A 16254-nucleotide genomic window follows, 5' to 3' on the forward strand; every position below is an offset into this window, starting at 1 on the left:
TCAGCGCTCCAGGTGTGTGGGAGTGGTGGAGGAAGTGTTCTGGGGGGTGGTGGCGACGTAGACGTCGTCGCCGTCGATCTTCACGGGGTACACGTTGATGGGGACGATCGCGGGCGGACCCGACGGCTCTCCGGTGCGGATGTCGAACCGCGAGCCGTGCAGCCAGCACTCGAGGGTGCAGCCGTCGACCTCGCCCTCGGACAGCGAGACGTTGGCGTGGCTGCACATGTCGTCGACCGCGTGGACGCTGCCGTCCCTGGTGCGGACCAGGGCCACGATCGTGCCGCCGATGTCGGCGGCCGCAGCGCCCACCTCCGGGAGCTCGTCGAGCCGGCAGACCCGGACGAACTCCTCGTCGGGGACGAGCTCGGCTGCTGCGCTCACTCGGCGTCCTCGAGGGACTCCTGCACGGTGGTGCCACCGAGCTCGGTGTCGATGGCGGCCATCAGCCGCTCGGAGACCTCCGGCACACCGATGCGCGCCACGACGCTCGCGAAGAAGCCGCGGACGACCAGGCGACGGGCGATGTCCTCGGGGATGCCGCGCGCCTGCAGGTAGAAGAGCTGCTCGTCGTCGAAGCGACCGGTCGCCGAGGCGTGCCCGGCCCCGACGATCTCGCCGGTCTCGATCTCGAGGTTGGGGATCGAGTCGGCCCGGGCCCCGTCGTCGAGGATGAGGTTGCGGTTGAGCTCGTAGGTGTCGGTGCCCTCGGCGCTCGCGCGGATGAGGACGTCACCGACCCAGATCGTGTGGGCCGTCTCGCCCTGCAGGGCACCCTTGTACTCGACGTTCGAGTGGCAGTGCGGCGCCTCGTGGTCGACGAAGAGCCGGTGCTCCTGGTGCTGGCCGGCGTCGGCGAAGTAGACACCGAGGCCCTCGAACGACCCGCCGGGACCGGAGTACCGGGCGTTGGTCGAGACGCGGACCAGCTCGCCACCGAGGGTCACGACGATGTGGCGCAGGCGCCCGTCGCGGCCGATGAGGGCGTCGTGCTGCGCGACGTGCAGGGCGGTGTCGTCCCACTCCTGCACGGTGACGAAGGTGAGGTCCGCGCCGTCTCCGACCCGGATCTCGACCCCCGCAGTGTGCTCGCCGGTGCCTCGGTGCTCCAGGATGACGGTGGCCTTGCTGTGCCGGCCGGCGTCCACGACGAGGTGGGCGTTGTCGCGACCGGCGTGGCCCGTCACGCGGACGAACACCGGGGCGTCGAGCTCGGCCTCGGCGGGGATGCCCACCAGCAGGGCCTGCTCGGCGCCGGCGTATGCCGTCACGGCGGCCCGGTCGGCCGGGCGGTAGGCGGAGCCCACCCGCTCGTCGTCCATGGCCAGCTCGATGACCTCGACGCCCTCGGGGACCTCGGTCGTCACGGTGACGGCGCCCTCGGTGCTGCCCTCCTCGGAGAACAGGCCCTTGAGGCGGTCGACGGGGGTGAACCGCCACTCCTCCTCACGGCCACCGGGGACGGGGAAGTCCGCGACGGCGTACGAGGTCTTGCGCTCGGCCCGCGACTGGTCGGGGACGAAGGCGGCGGCGGAGTCCGTGTGGGCTCCGGCCGTTGCCTGGGGGGATGACTTCTCGGCCAGAAGGCTCATCAGCCGACGGCTCCTTCCATCTGAAGCTCGATCAGGCGGTTGAGCTCGAGGGCGTACTCCATGGGCAGCTCGCGCGCGATGGGCTCGACGAACCCGCGCACGATCATGGCCATGGCCTCTTCCTCGGTCAGGCCGCGGGACATGAGGTAGAACATCTGGTCCTCGGACACCTTGGAGACCGTGGCCTCGTGGCCCATCGTCACGTCGTCCTCGCGGATGTCGACGTAGGGGTAGGTGTCGGAGCGGCTGATCGTGTCGACCAGCAGCGCGTCGCAGACCACGCTCGAGCGGGAGCCGTGGGCACCCTCGAGGATCTGGACCAGGCCACGGTAGGAGGTGCGGCCACCACCGCGGGCCACCGACTTCGACACGATGGTCGAGGAGGTGTTGGGGGCGGCGTGGACCATCTTGGCCCCGGCGTCCTGGTGCTGGCCCTCACCTGCGAAGGCGATGGACAGCGTCTCGCCCCTGGCGTGCTCGCCGAGGAGGAACACAGCCGGGTACTTCATGGTGACCTTGGACCCGATGTTGCCGTCGATCCACTCCATCGTCGCGCCCTCGGCGCAGGTCGCGCGCTTGGTGACGAGGTTGTAGACGTTGTTGGACCAGTTCTGGATGGTCGTGTAGCGGACGCGGGCGTTCTTCTTCACGACGATCTCGACGACCGCGGAGTGCAGCGAGTCGGACTTGTAGATCGGCGCGGTGCAGCCCTCGACGTAGTGCACGGAGGAGCCCTCGTCGGCGATGATCAGGGTCCGCTCGAACTGACCCATGTTCTCCGTGTTGATCCGGAAGTAGGCCTGCAGCGGGATGTCGACGTGGACGCCCGGCGGCACGTAGATGAACGAGCCACCGGACCACACGGCGGTGTTGAGCGCGGCGAACTTGTTGTCACCGGCCGGGATCACCGAGGTGAAGTACTCGCGGAACAGGTCCTCGTGCTCGCGCAGGCCCGTGTCGGTGTCGACGAAGATGACGCCCTTCTCCTCCAGGTCCTCGCGGATCTGGTGGTAGACGACCTCGGACTCGTACTGGGCCGCGACACCGGCGACGAGGCGCTGCTTCTCGGCCTCCGGGATGCCGAGGCGGTCGTAGGTGTTCTTGATGTCCTCCGGGAGCTCGTCCCAGGTGGTGGCCTGCTTCTCGGTGGACTTCACGAAGTACTTGATGTTCTGGAAGTCGATGCCCGTGAGGTCCGAGCCCCAGGTGGGCATGGGCTTCTTGCCGAACAGGCGCAGGGACTTCTCGCGCAGGTCGAGCATCCACTGGGGCTCGTTCTTGCGCGCGGAGATGTCCCGCACGACGTCCTCGTTCAGGCCCCGCTTCGCGGTGGCGCCGGCGCTGTCGCTGTCGGCCCAGCCGTACTCGTAGCGGCCCAGGTCCTTCAGACCGGGGTTCAGCTCTTCGATGTTGGTGCTCATCGCGTAGACCCTTCTGTTCGTGTCACAGCGATGGTGTTAGCGCTGCTGGACGGGGTGGGGTTGGTGCTCGTCCGACTCACCGGCGTGGCGTGCTGGACGGTGCTCGTGGGGACGAACGTGGTGCAGACGTGGTCGCCGTGCGCCAACGTCGCCAGCCGCTGCACGTGGACACCGAGCAGGCGCGAGAACGCATCTGTCTCAGCGTCACAGAACTGCGGAAATTCCCGGGCGGCGCCCTGCACCGGGCAGTGGCCCTGGCAGAGCTGGATCCCGGTGAACGGGGTGGCGCTGCCGGGCTCCCCGACGGGGCGCGCCGAGGCGGCGAAGCCGTCGCGGGTCAGGGCGCCGACGAGGGCGTCGACCCGGGCGGCACGCGAGCTGCCGGCGGCGTCCAGCTCGACGGCATACCGCTGCTCGAGCTCGTGCACACGCTGCTCGGCGAACCGGCGCACGGCGTCGTCGCCGGCCTCGCCGGACAGGAAGCGCAACGCCTCCATCGCGAGGTCGTCGTAGTCCGACTCGAGGGCCTGGTGTCCGGTGGCGCTGACGACGTAGGCGCGGGCGGGGCGGCCTCGGCCACGGTGTCCCGCGGACGGACCGTGCTCGCGCTCGACGATCAGGCCGGCGTCGACGAGGTTCTCCAGGTGACGGCGGACGGCCGGGACGGTGAGGCCGAACTCCTCGGCCAGGGTCGCCGCGGTCACGGGGCCGCGCTCGCTGATCGCCTGCAGGACCCGGTCGCGGGTGCGCGACTCGAGCACCTGGGGCGCTTCGGCGATATTCACAACGTCGATGTTACGTAATTGCCCCGCCCCTCGCATAGCAAGGCTCCCCTAACCTCGCCCGGGGAGGCGTACGGCGCGTCCCTCAGTCGATCAGTCCGCGCTCGCGGGCGACCGCGACGGCCTCACCGCGGCCGGCGACCCCGAGCTTGGCCAGGATGTTGGACACGTGGACGCTGGCGGTCTTGCCGCTGATGAACAGCTGGGTGCCGATCTGCTTGTTGCTGCGGCCCAGGGCCACGAGGGCCAGGATCTCCCGCTCGCGGGCGGTGAGCGCCTCCCCGTGCCGCGAGGTCGGCCGCCCCGGCGGCCTGGCGGCGCCCGTTGCGCGGATCTCGGCACGAAGGGGCTGCGCACCGAGACGCACCGCGACGTCGAGGGCGGCCGCCAGCTCGGCGGACCCGTCGGCGTGTCCCGAGGACCTCAGGGCGACGCCGAGCCTGGCCCGGGACCGTGCGGCCTCGAAGACGTGGCCGTAGGCCTCGAAGGCCGCCACCGCCGACCGCCAGGACTCGACGAGCTCGGCGGGGTCGACGTCCTCTCCCCCGAGCCACCGCAGCCGCAGGGCCTCGGCGCGGGACCGCGCCAGCCAGGCCGTGGACTCCGGGCCGTCGTTGCCGGGTCGGGTCAGCGCCTGGTCCCACACGAGCTGGCTGGTCTCGGCGAGCGCGGCCCCCCGGGCCAGCACGGCCGCGCGGGCGGAGGTCGGCACCCGCTGGACGTGGCTGGCGAGCTGGCCGAGCAGCAGGGTCCCGAGGCGCAGCTGGCCCTGGAAGAGGGGGTCCCACACCCGGGAGAGCACGTCGACGACCTCGTCGTGCACCGCGGTCGCCCGGTCGAGGTCGCCGGCGTCCGCGTGCAGGTCGACCGCGGCCGTGCCGGCCAGGAGGGCGACGAGCCCCTCCCGCTCCCACCAGGGCCTGGTCGCCTCGAGCTCGGTGAGCGCCGCGACCTCGCCCCGCCCGGCGGCGACGTACATGCGGGCAGCACGCAACGACGACCCTGCCGGCTCGGGCGGCGCCTCGCCGTCCGCGGCCAGGATGGCCAGCGACTCGTCCCACCTGCCCCGCTCGTATGCGGCGATGCCGGCGAGCAGCCGACCGTCGAAGGCGTACGGGGCCCACGGTCGACCGACGGCCCGGGCGCGTTCGACGCCGCGGCGGTAGACGTCCACCGCCTCGTCGAGCCGTCCGGCCCGGTGGTGCAGCCACCCCAGGTGGTGGAAGGCACGGGCCTGCGCGGGGTCTCCCGGCGACCGAGAGGACTCGATCAGGGCCTCGAGGGCGCGACGCGACTTCTCCGGGTCTCCGGCACGCTCGGTGATCCGCGCCTCGACGACCCGCATCTCGTCGGCGAGCTCACCCATGCCGGCCGACCGCGCCGCCGCCACCGCCTCCTCGACACCGACGAGGGCTTCCTCGTCACGACCGCGGTCGGCGAGCGCCTGGACCCTCGCCGCGAGCAGCTGGGCGCGCACCCGCGGGTGGGCCTCGGCGACCGGGTCGAGCAGGGCCAGGCCTTCCTTCGCCGCCGCCAGGGTGTCGAGGGTGCTCTCGGTGACCCGCGCCGCCGTCGCGAGCGCAGCGAGCAGCTCGGCGCGGCCGGCGGGTGGGGCGGTGGACGGACGTCGCTCGAGCCGGTCCTGCAGGAGGTCGAGGGCCTTGTAGAGCCTGCCGACCGCGGTGGCTGCGGCGGCAGCGCGCAGCGTCACGCCGTCGACCTCATCGTCGTCGGCGGTCTCGGGCATGAGGGACAGGGCCAGGCTGAAGTGCCGCCAGGCCTCCTCCGGACCGGCCATCCGCAGGGCCGAGTCACCAGCCCGGACGCTCGCCTCCCGTGCCACGTCCCGTTGCCCGGCCGCCGAGGCGTGCCGCGCGAGCTCGGCCCACGAGCCCAGTGCGTGGTCGGCGGTGAGGGCCGCGGCATACCGCTCGTGGGCGCGCACCCGCTCCCCCGGCAGGAGGTCGTCGTAGACGGTCTCGCCGAGCAGGGCGTGGCGGAAGGCGTAGCCGCCCCCGCTGTCGAGCGGTACGAGGACGTGGTGCTCGACCGCGTCACGCAGCCCGGCATCGAGCTCGGGCTCCGGCAGGCCGGCGACGGTGGCGAGGAGCTGGTGGGAGACGTGGCGCCCGGCGGCCGAGGCCACCCGGACGACGTGCTGGCCGGGGGCACCCAGCTGGTCGAACCGCACGAGCAGGAGCCGCGACAGGTCCTCGGCGAGCCCGGTGTGACCCATGGTCGAGGCGGCGACGAGCTCCTCCGCGAAGAAGGCGTTGCCCTCGGCCCGCTCGACGACGGCACGCACGTCGCTGTCGGCCAGGGGCCGGTTGCGGCTCTGGGCCTGCAGGCCGTGGACCAGCTCGCGGACGGCGGCATCGGGCAGCGGCGGGAGGTCGAGCCGAGCCACCTGGGCCAGCCGTGACCAGTGGGCCAGGGTGGCGCGCAGCGGGTGGCGGCGGTGCAGGTCGTCACTGCGGTAGGACGCGACGACGCTCACCACGCTGCTGAACCCTCGGGTGAACAGCAGGGTCAGCAGGTCGCGCGAGGACTGGTCGGCCCAGTGGACGTCCTCCACGACGAGGAGCAGCGGGGTCGTGGCGCCGACCTCCTCCAGGGCCGCGTGCACCCCCGCGACGAGGTCGCCTCGGTCGCCGGACTCCACGTCGGCGCGGTCGGCGGTCGCGGCATCCGGGACTCCTGCCCGGTGGCCCGGCAGGAGTCGGGCCAGTGCCGGGTGGGCGCGCACCGCGCGCTCGACGGCCTCGGGCGCCTCGGCCTCGAGACGTCCGAGGACCTCGAGGAACGGCAGGTAGGGCAGGGACTGGCCGGCCTCGCTCAGGCAGTGCCCCACGAGGACCGTCCACCCGTGGTCGCGGGCCGTGCCGGCCACCTCGGCCAGGAGCCTGGTCTTGCCGATCCCGGCATCGCCGGACAGGACGACGCTCCCGTGGTCGGCTCCGGCCCCGCCGACGCCCGTCAGCGCCACGAGGCGGTCGGCCTCGTCAGCCCGCCCCACGAACAGGCTGCTGCCCGCAGCGTCCAGACCCACGCCATCGATCATGTCAGAGGGGCCGGACGCGACGGCGTGGGTCTGCAGGGCCCCGGGTGCGGCCACGTCAGGCGTGGCGCGCGATGCCGTGGCGGTGGTGCAGGCGGGGACCCCGCTGCAGGATCGCCTCCACCACGTTGTGGTGTCGACGGGCACGGCGCGCGGTGGGCAGTCCGGCGGCCAGGGACTCGCGGCGGTAGGCGACCTCGGCGGTGACGAACAGCGGGTCTGCGGCGATGCTCATGGTGTTCTCCTCGGGTGGTGGTTCGTGTGGTGGTGCGGGCTGTCGAGGCCGGGTTGGTGAGGGGTGCTCCCTCCTTCGACGGGTCCCACGCTGCGCGGCTGAGGTGGGGGGCCACATGGGGCAGATGCCTTATCTGCGCCGGACCACCCGGCCCGACACCTCAGGGCGGCACCTCAGGCGGGACGGGCCCTGTGTCGGCCGCCGCGCTGCGGGGTGTGCCGCGGCGTGTGCAGTGCGGCCACGACCCGGCGCAGGGCTGCCCGGGTGCCGCCGCTTCCGCGTGGGGCACGGTGCGGCGCGCGGTTGGCGCCGCCGAGGTTGTCCTGCTTCCACTGCTGCTCGGCGAGGACGACGTAGGGGTGTGCGGTGAGACTCATGACCTGCTCCTGTTCGGTGTCGCCGGCACCCGACCGGGTGCGGCAGCTCCGAGACTTCGCGCCTGAGGTGCCCGTCGACATGGGGAAGGTGCCGGGTTCCGGCGCCCGGACCGCCTCAGTTCGACTCGGCACCGCTCGGCTCGCCCGACCCGGGACCGTGAGACGTCCTGCCCCGACCTAGACTCGGGGGGTGCCACCCGCAGTCGCCGTGACCGGCCTCGCCAAGCGATACAGCGACGTCATCGCCCTCGACGGCGCGACCTGGTCGGCCGAGTCGGGCCGGGTCACCGCGGTCTTGGGCCCCAACGGCGCCGGCAAGACGACGATGGTCGAGTGCTGCGAGGGGCTGCGCCGTGCCGACTCCGGCGAGGTCCGGGTCCTCGGCACGGACCCCTGGAACGCGAGCGCCGACCACCGTGCCCGCGTCGGCGTCATGCTCCAGGACGGCGGCCTGCCCAACTCCGCCCGACCGCTGCCGCTGCTGCGTCACCTCAGCTCCCTGTATGCCGCCCCGGCGCCCCTGGACGACCTCGTCACCCGCCTCGGGCTCGGCGACTTCGCGTCGACGTCGGTGCGTCGGTTGTCCGGTGGCCAGAAGCAGCGGCTCGCCCTCGCCGCCGCCCTGGTCGGCCGTCCCGAGGTCGCCTTCCTCGACGAGCCGAGCGCCGGGCTGGACCCGCACGCCCGGCTGGACGTCTGGGACCTCGTGCGCGAGGTCGCCGACGCGGGTGCCGCCGTCGTCCTGACGACCCACTCGTTCGAGGAGGCCGAGCGCCTCGCCGACCACATCGTCGTCGTGGCGGCCGGGCGCGTGGTCGCCCAGGGGTCGTTGGCCGAGGTCACGGCCGGCGAGCGCCTCGAGGACCGCTACTTCGCCCTCACCCGACGGACCGCCGCATGAGTGCCACCCCGATGGCAGCGGGTGCGGCCGCCGCACCGGCCCGCACCCGGGTCCTCGCCCAGGCCCGCTTCGAGGCGATCACCCTCCTGCGCAACGGCGAGCAGCTGCTCGTCGCCCTGGTGCTGCCCGTCGCCGTGCTCATCGGGCTGGTGGCCACCACCGGCATCCCGGTCGGCACCGGTCGCCGGGTGGACCTCGTCGTCCCCGGAGTACTGGCGCTCTGCGTGATCTCCTCGGCCTTCACCGGCCAGGCGATCTCGGTCGGGTTCGACCGCAGGTACGGCGTGCTGCGCCTGCTCGGGGTCTCCCCCCTCGGGCGCACAGGCCTCCTCCTCGCGAAGGCCACCGCGGTCCTGTCCGTGATCGCCCTGCAGTTCGTCGTCATCGCCGGGGTGGGGCTGGCGCTGGGCTGGGAGCCGCGCTGGAGCGGCATACCGGCTGCGCTGGTGTCCACGCTGCTCGGCACGTGGGCGTTCGTGGCGCTGGCCCTCCTGCTCGGGGGCACGCTGCGCGCCGAGGGGGTCCTGGCCCTCGCCAACCTCGTGTGGCTCGTCCTGCTCGCCCTCGGTGGTGTCGTCGTCGCGGGGAGCGAGCTCCCCGGCCGGTTCGCCCCGGTGGTCGAGCTGCTGCCCTCGGCGGCGCTGGGTGACAGCCTGCGCGCCGCCCTCGTCCACGGTTCCGCGAGCCCGGCCCACTGGGCGGTCCTCGTCGTCTGGGGTGCCGTCGCGACCCTGCTGGCGCGGCGCCTGTTCCGCTGGAGCGACTGAGCCCTCACCCGACCTCTTCGGCGTTCCGCCTGAGACGTACCCTCGTGGGGTGACCGCAGCACCCGTCTCGACGCCCTCCACGACCGCTCCGGCGACCTCGACGGGGGCGACCTGGCTCCCCCGGATCCTGCTGTTCAACCTCGTCGTCGAGGTGCTCATCGTCGTCACCGGCGGCCTGGTCCGCCTCACCGGCAGCGGCCTGGGCTGCCCCACGTGGCCGCAGTGCGTCCCGGGGTCGTACACCCCGGTGCCCCACCAGGCGGAGGGCTTCCACCGCTACATCGAGTTCGGCAACCGCACCCTGACCAGCCTCGTGGGCATCGCCGCCCTGCTGGCCATCGTGGGTGTCTTCCTCTGGGCCGATCGCCGTCGCGACCTGCTCGTGCCGGCGTTCGCCGTCCTCGGCGGCGTCTTCGTCCAGGCCGTCCTCGGCGGCATCACCGTCCTCACCGGGCTGAGCCCGATCACGGTCGCCGCGCACTTCCTGGTCTCCATGGGGCTGGTCACCGCTGCGGCGTTCCTCTACTTCCGCGCGCAGGAGCCTGCGGGCCCCCGCGCCCTCGTCGTGCACCCGCTCGTCGAACGGCTCGGCTGGGCCACCTGCGCCGTCGCGGCGGTCGTCCTCGCCCTGGGCACCGTGGTCACAGGATCCGGCCCGCACTCGGGTGACGCCAACGAGCCGGCCCGCCTGGGCTTCGACCCGCGCACAGTCTCGTGGCTGCACGCCGACGCCGTCATGTTCTTCGTCGGCCTGGCCGTCGCGACCTGGATCGCCGCCCGCCTCACCGGCACCACGTCGGCCCCCGGGCGCGCGTGGGCCGCCGTCCTCGCCGTCACCGTGCTGCAGGGCGTCGTCGGCTACACGCAGTACTTCACCGGACTCCCGTGGGCCGTCGTGGTCGTGCACATGCTCCTCGCGACCCTGCTCGTCGTGGCCCTGACCAGGGCTGTCGTCCGCCAGCGGACGACTCTCGTGCCAATCAGCTCCTGAATTCCCACCCCGGAGAGCCCCCAAGGGTGCACACTCAACCATGGGGATCATGAGGGGGACCATCAACCGCAAGGTCGCGCTACGCCTCGCCCTGGCCCTCGTGGCCGGGTGGGCGTTCTGGCAGGCGGCCCAGCCGACCACCGAGTGCACGCAGTGGGGGCCGGGCGGCACCGTCGAGACCGCGATGCCGGCGACGGGCATCATCCAGACCCCGGTGGGCTGCCAGCACTGACCCCGATTGCACAAGCTCTCTTGTGCAATCAGTGTTGTACAACTATTCTTGTGGGTATGCCCACGAGAGATCCTGACGGAATCCGCCGCGTCACCGACGCCAAGGCCCTGTCGGCCATGGCCAACCCGTTCCGTTCCCGCATGATGGACGCGCTCAAGGTCGATGGCCCCTCCACGGCGTCCGGCCTGGCCCAGCGCACCGGCCAGGCCGTGGGAAGCGCCAGCCACCACCTCAAGGTGCTGGCCGAGGCCGGCCTCGTCGAGGAGGCGCCCGACCTCGCCAAAGACCGGCGCGAACGCTGGTGGCGACTGGTCGACCCGGGCACCCGCTGGTCGCGCGCCGAGTTCGCCGACGACACCGCCGCCCTGACCGCCGCGTATGCCGCCGAGGCCCTCACCCTGCAGCGACAGTTCGAGCGCACCCAGGAGTGGAACGCCAACGCCGCCTCCGTCCCTGAATGGGACGCCGCCGCGTTCAACAGCCAGAACTGGATGCGCCTGACTCCCGAAGAGCTGGGCGAGCTGTCCGGTGAGATCGTCGCGACCCTGCTCCGCTGGTCGCAGCGCACGGTTCCTGACGACGGCCAGGAACGCGAACCGGTCTTCGTCTTCGCCCGAGGGTTCCCGGCCCAGCCATGACGGACCGACCCGCACCGGTCGCCGCGCTCCCCCTGCGCCGCAACCGGGACTTCAGCCTGCTCTGGCTCGGCGAGGGCGTGAGCGTCCTCGGCAACGCCACCACCTCGGTCCTGCTCCCCCTCCTCGCCGTCGTCGCCTTTGACGCCGGGCCCGGGTGGATGGGCATCCTCACGGCCGCGGCCTGGGTGCCGTGGCTGCTCATCGGTCTCCCCGCCGGCGCCTGGGTGGACCGGCTGCCCGCCCGCCGCGTCATGGTCGTCAGCGACCTCGTCGCCGCCTCGGTCCTCGTCAGCGTGCCGGTGGCCTGGGCGATGGGCTCGCTGACCCTGACGCACGTGGTGCTCGCCGCGCTGGGCAACGGCACCTGCACGGTGTTCTTCCGCGCCGCATACCCGGCGCTCGTGCGGCAGGTCGCCCCCGCCGAGCAGCAGGAGCGCGTGTTCGCGCGCCTGTTCGGCACCGAGTCGGCCATGCAGGTGGCCGGCCCGGGGGTGGGTGGCCTGCTCGCCCAGCTGGGTTCCGCGGCACTCGGGCTCGTGGTCGACGCGGTGAGCTTCCTCGTCTCGGCAGCGTGCCTCGCGATGCTCAGGCTCACCCCCGCCGCGCAGCCCTCCCCCACCGCAGGGCCACCGCGACCGTCCCTGCGAAGGAGCATCCGCGAGGGCGTGGACTACATCCGCGGCGACCGCATCCTGCGGTTCTTCACCGTGATGGGCGGGCTGTCCAACTTCGGGCTCACCGGGTATGGCGCGCTGCTCGTCCTCTTCCTCGTCAGGGACCTCGGGATGTCACCGGCCACGGTGGGCGTCGTCATGGCCACCGGGAGCATCGGCGGCTTCCTCGGCGCCGCCCTCGCGACGCGGGTGTCCTCCCGGCTCGGGAGCGCACGGGCCGTCCTCTGGCTCCAGGTCGTCGCGGGCCCGACCGCCCTGCTGGTGCCGCTGGCCACCCCGGGGGCCGGCACGGCATACCTCGTGGCCGGGCAGCTGCTCGTGGGCACCGGTGTGGTTGCGGGCAACGTGATCCGCGGGGCCTGGCGCAACCGCTACGTCCCCGAGGCGATGCTCGCCCGTCAGGTGACCACGGCCCAGGTGGTCAACTACGGCACCATGCCGATCGCGGGCCTGGTGGCAGGTTTCCTCGGCACGCAGGTCGGTCTGCGGCCCACCATCGCGGTGATGGCCGCGGTGCACGCGCTCGCCTGCCTGTCGATGTTCTGGAGCCCTCTGCGCGGTCGGCGCGACATGCCCGAGGTGAACCCTGACGAAGGTCTTCTCGTCTCCCGTTGAGGAGGTCCACCAGGGACGTCCACCCGACGAAGAGGTCAGTCATGAAGTCACCCACGCGCCTTGCCGCCGCCACCGGAGCCGTTCTCGCCGTTGTGGCGTTCGGTTCCACCGCCGCCCTGGCCAGCGGCAGCTCGTCCCATCACGACAGCTCGTCCCAGCACGAGTCCTCGTCCCACCACGACGAGGACTCGTCCATCCTGCGCGCGCCTATCGACGGCAGCCAGGTCAGCGACCCGACGTTGTTCGGTGCCAAGCCCGGTGGCGCCCCCTGGGTCATCGAGGAGGGGCAGGCCCGGCTGTCCCGAAGTGGCTCCCTCAGAGTGGAGGTCGAGGGGCTGGTGATCCCCGGACGTGGGAACCCCCTGCCGACCCTCGGCGCCAGCATCGCCTGCGGTGGCAAGGTCGTCGCCACGACGGCGACGGTGCCGTTCAGCTCCAGTGGGGACGCGCGGATCCGCGCCCACGTCACCCTGCCGACGCGGTGCCTGGCGCCGGCTGTGCTCCTCAACCCTGGCGGCAACGCCGCCGTCTACATCGCGGTGACCGGGGGCTAGGGCCGGCCTCAGCGCAGCGGCAGGTAGAACAGCGGGTCGAGCGCGACGCCGAGGAAGAGGATCCCGACGTAGGTGATGGAGAAGTGGAACAGCCGCATCGGGCGCAGCACCGCCGGGCCCTCACCGGCCTTCGCAGCTCGCATCAGGCGGTGCGCCTCGGTGAGGAACAGCACGCCGGTCGCCACGGCGGTGACGAGGTAGAGCCAGCCCATGGGGTGCACCACGACGAGCAGCAGGGACGCCGCGACCATCGCCCATGAGTAGGCGACGATCTGCCGGGCGACGACGACGAACTTCTCGACGACCGGGAGCATCGGCACGTGGGCGGCGGCGTAGTCGTCCTTGAACTTCATCGACAGCGGCCAGTAGTGCGGCGGCGTCCAGAAGAAGATGACGAGGAAGAGCACGACGGCGGACCAGGAGACCGAGTCGGCGACGGCCGACCACCCGATCAGGACCGGCATGCACCCGGCGGCGCCACCCCACACGATGTTCTGGGCGGTGCGGCGCTTGAGGAGCATGGTGTAGCCGACGGCGTACATGACGATCGCGCCGAGCGAGAGGGCGGCCGACAACCAGTTGACGACCAGGGCGAACCACACCGTGGACGCGAGGGTCAGCACGACCCCGAAGACGAGTCCCTCTCGAGGCGAGATCTCGCCGGTGACCATGGGTCGGTTGCTGGTGCGGTGCATCTCCGCGTCGATGTCGCGGTCGTACACGCAGTTGAACGTGTTGGCGGCGCCGGCACTGAGGGCGCCGCCGACCAAGGTCGCGACGATGAGCCACAGCGACGGGACACCGCCCTTCGCGAGGAACATCACCGGCACCGTCGTCACGAGCAGCAGCTCGATGATGCGGGGCTTGGTCAGCGCGAGGTAGGCGGCGGCCTTGCGCCGGGGCCTCATCGGGGACGCGGAGATCCGGGCAGTCGGATCGAGTGCGGTCACGGCGTCCTTCACGGGTGCTGCTGGGGGTCTCAAGGGCGGGGCCAGTCTATCCCCGTCACGACGTAGCCGATCGCCAGGACTGGATGCGACGACGGTCACGCTCAGGACTACTCTCATGCCGAAGCCTCGAGCCGCCTGTGCAACTCAGTGTGAGGAGAACCACCAGTGCCCACCACCCCCCGTTCCACCAAGGCCACCACCGCGAGGAAGCGCAGCACCACGCTGCGCCGTCCCGTGGCCCGCAAGGCCGGCTGGACCGACCTCGACGTCCGTGCGGTCGACACCGCCCGACTGCTCGCTGCCGACGCGGTCCAGAAGGTCGGCAACGGTCACCCCGGTACCGCCATGAGCCTTGCGCCAGCGGCCTACCTGCTCTACCAGAACGTCATGACCCACGACCCCGGCGACGCCGCCTGGCTCGGGCGCGACCGCTTCGTCCTGTCGGCCGGCCACTCGAGCCTGACCCAGTACGTCCAGCTGTTCCTCTCGGGCTACGGCCTCGAGCTGGACGACCTGAAGTCGTTGCGCACGTGGGGATCCCGCACTCCCGCGCACCCCGAGGTCCACCACACCACCGGCATCGAGATCACCACCGGGCCGCTCGGTTCGGGTCTGGCCTCCGCCGTCGGCATGGCCATGGCCCAGCGCCGCCAGCGTGGCCTGCTCGACCCCGACGCGAAGGCCGGCGAGAGCCCCTTCGACCACCACATCTGGGTCATCGCCTCCGACGGCGACCTCATGGAGGGCGTGTCGGCCGAAGCCAGCTCGCTCGCCGGCCACCAGCAGCTCGGCAACCTCACCGTCATCTACGACGCCAACCAGATCTCGATCGAGGACCAGACCGACATCTCGTTCTCCGAGGACGTCGCCGCGCGCTACCGCGCCTACGGCTGGGACGTCGTCGACGTCGACTGGCGCGGCGACGGTGACGGCGCCGCATACGTCGAGAACGTCGACGCCCTGCTGGCCGCGTTGGAGAAGTCGAAGAAGAGCAACCGCCCCACGCTGGTCCAGCTCCACACGATCATCGCCTGGCCGTCGCCGACCAAGCAGGACACCGGCAAGTCGCACGGCTCCGCCCTCGGCGACGCCGAGATCGCCGCTACCAAGGAGCTGCTCGGCTTCAACCCTGCCAAGACCTTCGAGGTCGACCGCGCGGTCCTGTCCCACACCCGTCAGGTGGGCAAGCGCGGCAAGGCTGCCCACAAGGCATGGGACAAGACGTATTCCGCGTGGCGCAAGGCCAACCCGGACCGCGCCGGTCTGCTCGACCGCCTCGTCGCCGGCGACCTGCCGGCCGGGCTCGACGCCGCACTCCCGGTGTTCGAGGCCGACATGGCCAAGGGGATGGCGACCCGCGCGGCGTCCGGCAAGGTGCTCACCGCCCTCGCCGGCGTGATGCCCGAGCTCTGGGGTGGCTCCGCCGACCTCGCCGAGTCCAACAACACGACGATGGAGGGCGAGCCGTCCTTCATCCCGCGCAACCGGCAGACCCGCGAGTGGAAGGGCGGGCCCTACGGCCGCACCCTGCACTTCGGCATCCGCGAGAACGGCATGGGCATGATCCTCAACGGGATCGCGCTCGAGGGACTCACCCGCCCCTATGGCGGAACCTTCCTCGTCTTCTCGGACTACATGCGCCCCGCGGTGCGACTCGCCGCCATCCAGCAGCTGCCCGTCACCTACGTCTGGACCCACGACGGCATCGGCCTCGGTGAGGACGGACCCACCCACCAGCCGGTGGAGCACCTCGCCTCGCTGCGCGCCATACCGGGCCTCGACGTCGTCCGCCCCGCGGACGCCAACGAGACCGCGGCCGTGTGGGGCCAAGTCCTGCGCAACGCCCGTCCGGCCGCACTGGCCCTGACCCGCCAGAACGTGCCGGTCCTCGACCGCAAGGTCTACGCGAAGGCGTCGAACGCGGCCAAGGGTGCCTACGTCCTCATCGACGGCGGCAAGGACGGCAAGTCCGCCCCGGACGTGATCCTCATCGCCACGGGCTCCGAGGTCGCGATCGCCCTGGAGGCGCGGGAATCTCTGGAGCGCCAGGGCGTTGCCACTCGTGTGGTGTCCATGCCGTGTCGCGAGTGGTTCGAGCAGGCCGGCAAGGCCTACCAGAACCGCGTCCTGCCGCCCGAGGTCCGGGCGCGCGTCAGCGTCGAGGCCGCCGTGTCGATGGGATGGCACGACCTCGTCGGTGACGCCGGTCGCAGCATCAGCCTGGAGCACTTCGGTGCCTCGGCCGACTACAAGACGCTGTACCGCGAGTTCGGGATCACCCCGGAGGCCGTCGTCAAGGCGGCCAAGGACTCCCTCAAGGACGCCAAGGCCACGGCGCGCAAGAGCGCCGCACCCGCCGTCAACCAGACCCGGCCCCGCGCCGCGGTCTCGCCGACCAAGGCGACCGACACCACGACCAAGCGCAGCGCCGCCACGAAGAGCGCTGCATCCAAAGGGAAGTGACCCA

Annotated in this window: 16 protein-coding genes; 8 read left to right on the forward strand and 8 right to left on the reverse strand. The window is 72.1% G+C overall.

Annotated elements, in window-relative coordinates; all coding sequences use genetic code 11:
• The 7 genes from ABEG17_RS18545 to ABEG17_RS18575 all read right to left on the reverse strand — a co-directional run bounded on the left by ABEG17_RS18545 (position 1) and on the right by ABEG17_RS18575 (position 7465).
• Positions 1 to 384 (reverse strand): non-heme iron oxygenase ferredoxin subunit, encoded by a 384-nt coding sequence (locus ABEG17_RS18545; RefSeq protein ID WP_406830966.1) that lies wholly within the window; start codon positions 382 to 384, stop codon positions 1 to 3.
• On the reverse strand, positions 381 to 1592 hold the full coding sequence (sufD, locus tag ABEG17_RS18550) for a Fe-S cluster assembly protein SufD (protein WP_406830967.1): 1212 nt from the start codon (positions 1590 to 1592) through the stop codon (positions 381 to 383). The genes ABEG17_RS18545 and sufD overlap by 4 nt, the downstream gene beginning before the upstream one ends.
• Complete coding sequence (sufB, locus tag ABEG17_RS18555) at positions 1592 to 3013, reverse strand: Fe-S cluster assembly protein SufB (protein ID WP_406830968.1); 1422 nt, start codon at positions 3011 to 3013, stop codon at positions 1592 to 1594. The genes sufD and sufB overlap by 1 nt, the downstream gene beginning before the upstream one ends.
• The gene (locus ABEG17_RS18560) at positions 3010 to 3798 is read right to left on the reverse strand and encodes a helix-turn-helix transcriptional regulator (protein WP_406830969.1); all 789 of its coding nucleotides are present in this window, start codon (positions 3796 to 3798) and stop codon (positions 3010 to 3012) included. The genes sufB and ABEG17_RS18560 overlap by 4 nt, the downstream gene beginning before the upstream one ends.
• A gap of 82 nt (positions 3799 to 3880) precedes the next feature.
• Positions 3881 to 6844 (reverse strand): AAA family ATPase, encoded by a 2964-nt coding sequence (locus ABEG17_RS18565; RefSeq protein ID WP_406830970.1) that lies wholly within the window; start codon positions 6842 to 6844, stop codon positions 3881 to 3883.
• A 67-nt stretch (positions 6845 to 6911) separates the two neighbouring features.
• Positions 6912 to 7088 carry a hypothetical protein gene (locus ABEG17_RS18570; protein WP_406830972.1) on the reverse strand — a complete coding sequence of 59 codons (177 nt, stop codon included), beginning with the start codon at positions 7086 to 7088 and terminating at the stop codon, positions 6912 to 6914.
• Between the two features lie 173 nt (positions 7089 to 7261).
• Positions 7262 to 7465, reverse strand: a complete 204-nt coding sequence (locus ABEG17_RS18575; RefSeq protein ID WP_406830973.1) for a hypothetical protein — start codon at positions 7463 to 7465, stop codon at positions 7262 to 7264.
• Positions 7466 to 7655: 190 nt separating this feature from the next.
• Between ABEG17_RS18575 and ABEG17_RS18580 the strand changes: the two genes are divergently transcribed.
• From ABEG17_RS18580 to ABEG17_RS18610, 7 genes are read left to right on the forward strand one after another with little or no spacing between them, the layout of a single operon-like run.
• Entirely contained in the window at positions 7656 to 8366 is a 711-nt protein-coding gene (locus ABEG17_RS18580; protein WP_406830974.1) for an ABC transporter ATP-binding protein, read from the forward strand.
• Entirely contained in the window at positions 8363 to 9133 is a 771-nt protein-coding gene (locus ABEG17_RS18585) for an ABC transporter permease (protein ID WP_406830975.1), read from the forward strand. The genes ABEG17_RS18580 and ABEG17_RS18585 overlap by 4 nt, the downstream gene beginning before the upstream one ends.
• Positions 9134 to 9182: 49 nt before the next feature.
• The gene (locus tag ABEG17_RS18590) at positions 9183 to 10124 is read left to right on the forward strand and encodes a COX15/CtaA family protein (protein WP_406830976.1); all 942 of its coding nucleotides are present in this window, start codon (positions 9183 to 9185) and stop codon (positions 10122 to 10124) included.
• A gap of 49 nt (positions 10125 to 10173) precedes the next feature.
• Positions 10174 to 10356, forward strand: a complete 183-nt coding sequence (locus ABEG17_RS18595) for a hypothetical protein (protein WP_406830977.1) — start codon at positions 10174 to 10176, stop codon at positions 10354 to 10356.
• Between the two features lie 56 nt (positions 10357 to 10412).
• Complete coding sequence (locus ABEG17_RS18600; protein WP_406830978.1) at positions 10413 to 10994, forward strand: ArsR/SmtB family transcription factor; 582 nt, start codon at positions 10413 to 10415, stop codon at positions 10992 to 10994.
• Positions 10991 to 12283 (forward strand): MFS transporter, encoded by a 1293-nt coding sequence (locus tag ABEG17_RS18605; RefSeq protein WP_406830979.1) that lies wholly within the window; start codon positions 10991 to 10993, stop codon positions 12281 to 12283. The genes ABEG17_RS18600 and ABEG17_RS18605 overlap by 4 nt, the downstream gene beginning before the upstream one ends.
• Positions 12284 to 12324: 41 nt before the next feature.
• Positions 12325 to 12837 carry a hypothetical protein gene (locus ABEG17_RS18610; protein ID WP_406830980.1) on the forward strand — a complete coding sequence of 171 codons (513 nt, stop codon included), beginning with the start codon at positions 12325 to 12327 and terminating at the stop codon, positions 12835 to 12837.
• A gap of 8 nt (positions 12838 to 12845) precedes the next feature.
• Here the strand turns inward: ABEG17_RS18610 and ABEG17_RS18615 are convergent, their stop codons facing one another.
• Positions 12846 to 13787 carry a heme o synthase gene (locus ABEG17_RS18615; RefSeq protein WP_406830982.1) on the reverse strand — a complete coding sequence of 314 codons (942 nt, stop codon included), beginning with the start codon at positions 13785 to 13787 and terminating at the stop codon, positions 12846 to 12848.
• 165 nt (positions 13788 to 13952) lie between these two features.
• On the opposite strand from ABEG17_RS18615, the gene tkt reads away from it, so the two are divergent.
• Positions 13953 to 16250, forward strand: coding sequence for a transketolase (gene tkt, locus ABEG17_RS18620; RefSeq protein WP_406830983.1), 2298 nt, complete (start codon positions 13953 to 13955; stop codon positions 16248 to 16250).
• Positions 16251 to 16254 lie beyond the last annotated feature (4 nt).

The organism is Pedococcus sp. KACC 23699, assembly GCF_045348425.1.
Classification (GTDB): Bacteria; Actinomycetota; Actinomycetes; order Actinomycetales; family Dermatophilaceae; genus Pedococcus.

Coding starts and splice junctions, on each gene's coding strand:
- sufD (WP_406830967.1), bottom strand. CDS start 1,592: ATGAGCCTTCTGGCCGAGAAGTCATCCCCCCAGGCAACGGCCGGAGCC.
- sufB (WP_406830968.1), bottom strand. CDS start 3,013: ATGAGCACCAACATCGAAGAGCTGAACCCCGGTCTGAAGGACCTGGGC.
- ABEG17_RS18570 (WP_406830972.1), bottom strand. CDS start 7,088: ATGAGCATCGCCGCAGACCCGCTGTTCGTCACCGCCGAGGTCGCCTAC.
- ABEG17_RS18575 (WP_406830973.1), bottom strand. CDS start 7,465: ATGAGTCTCACCGCACACCCCTACGTCGTCCTCGCCGAGCAGCAGTGG.
- ABEG17_RS18585 (WP_406830975.1), top strand. CDS start 8,363: ATGAGTGCCACCCCGATGGCAGCGGGTGCGGCCGCCGCACCGGCCCGC.
- ABEG17_RS18595 (WP_406830977.1), top strand. CDS start 10,174: ATGAGGGGGACCATCAACCGCAAGGTCGCGCTACGCCTCGCCCTGGCC.
- ABEG17_RS18600 (WP_406830978.1), top strand. CDS start 10,413: ATGCCCACGAGAGATCCTGACGGAATCCGCCGCGTCACCGACGCCAAG.
- ABEG17_RS18605 (WP_406830979.1), top strand. CDS start 10,991: ATGACGGACCGACCCGCACCGGTCGCCGCGCTCCCCCTGCGCCGCAAC.
- ABEG17_RS18610 (WP_406830980.1), top strand. CDS start 12,325: ATGAAGTCACCCACGCGCCTTGCCGCCGCCACCGGAGCCGTTCTCGCC.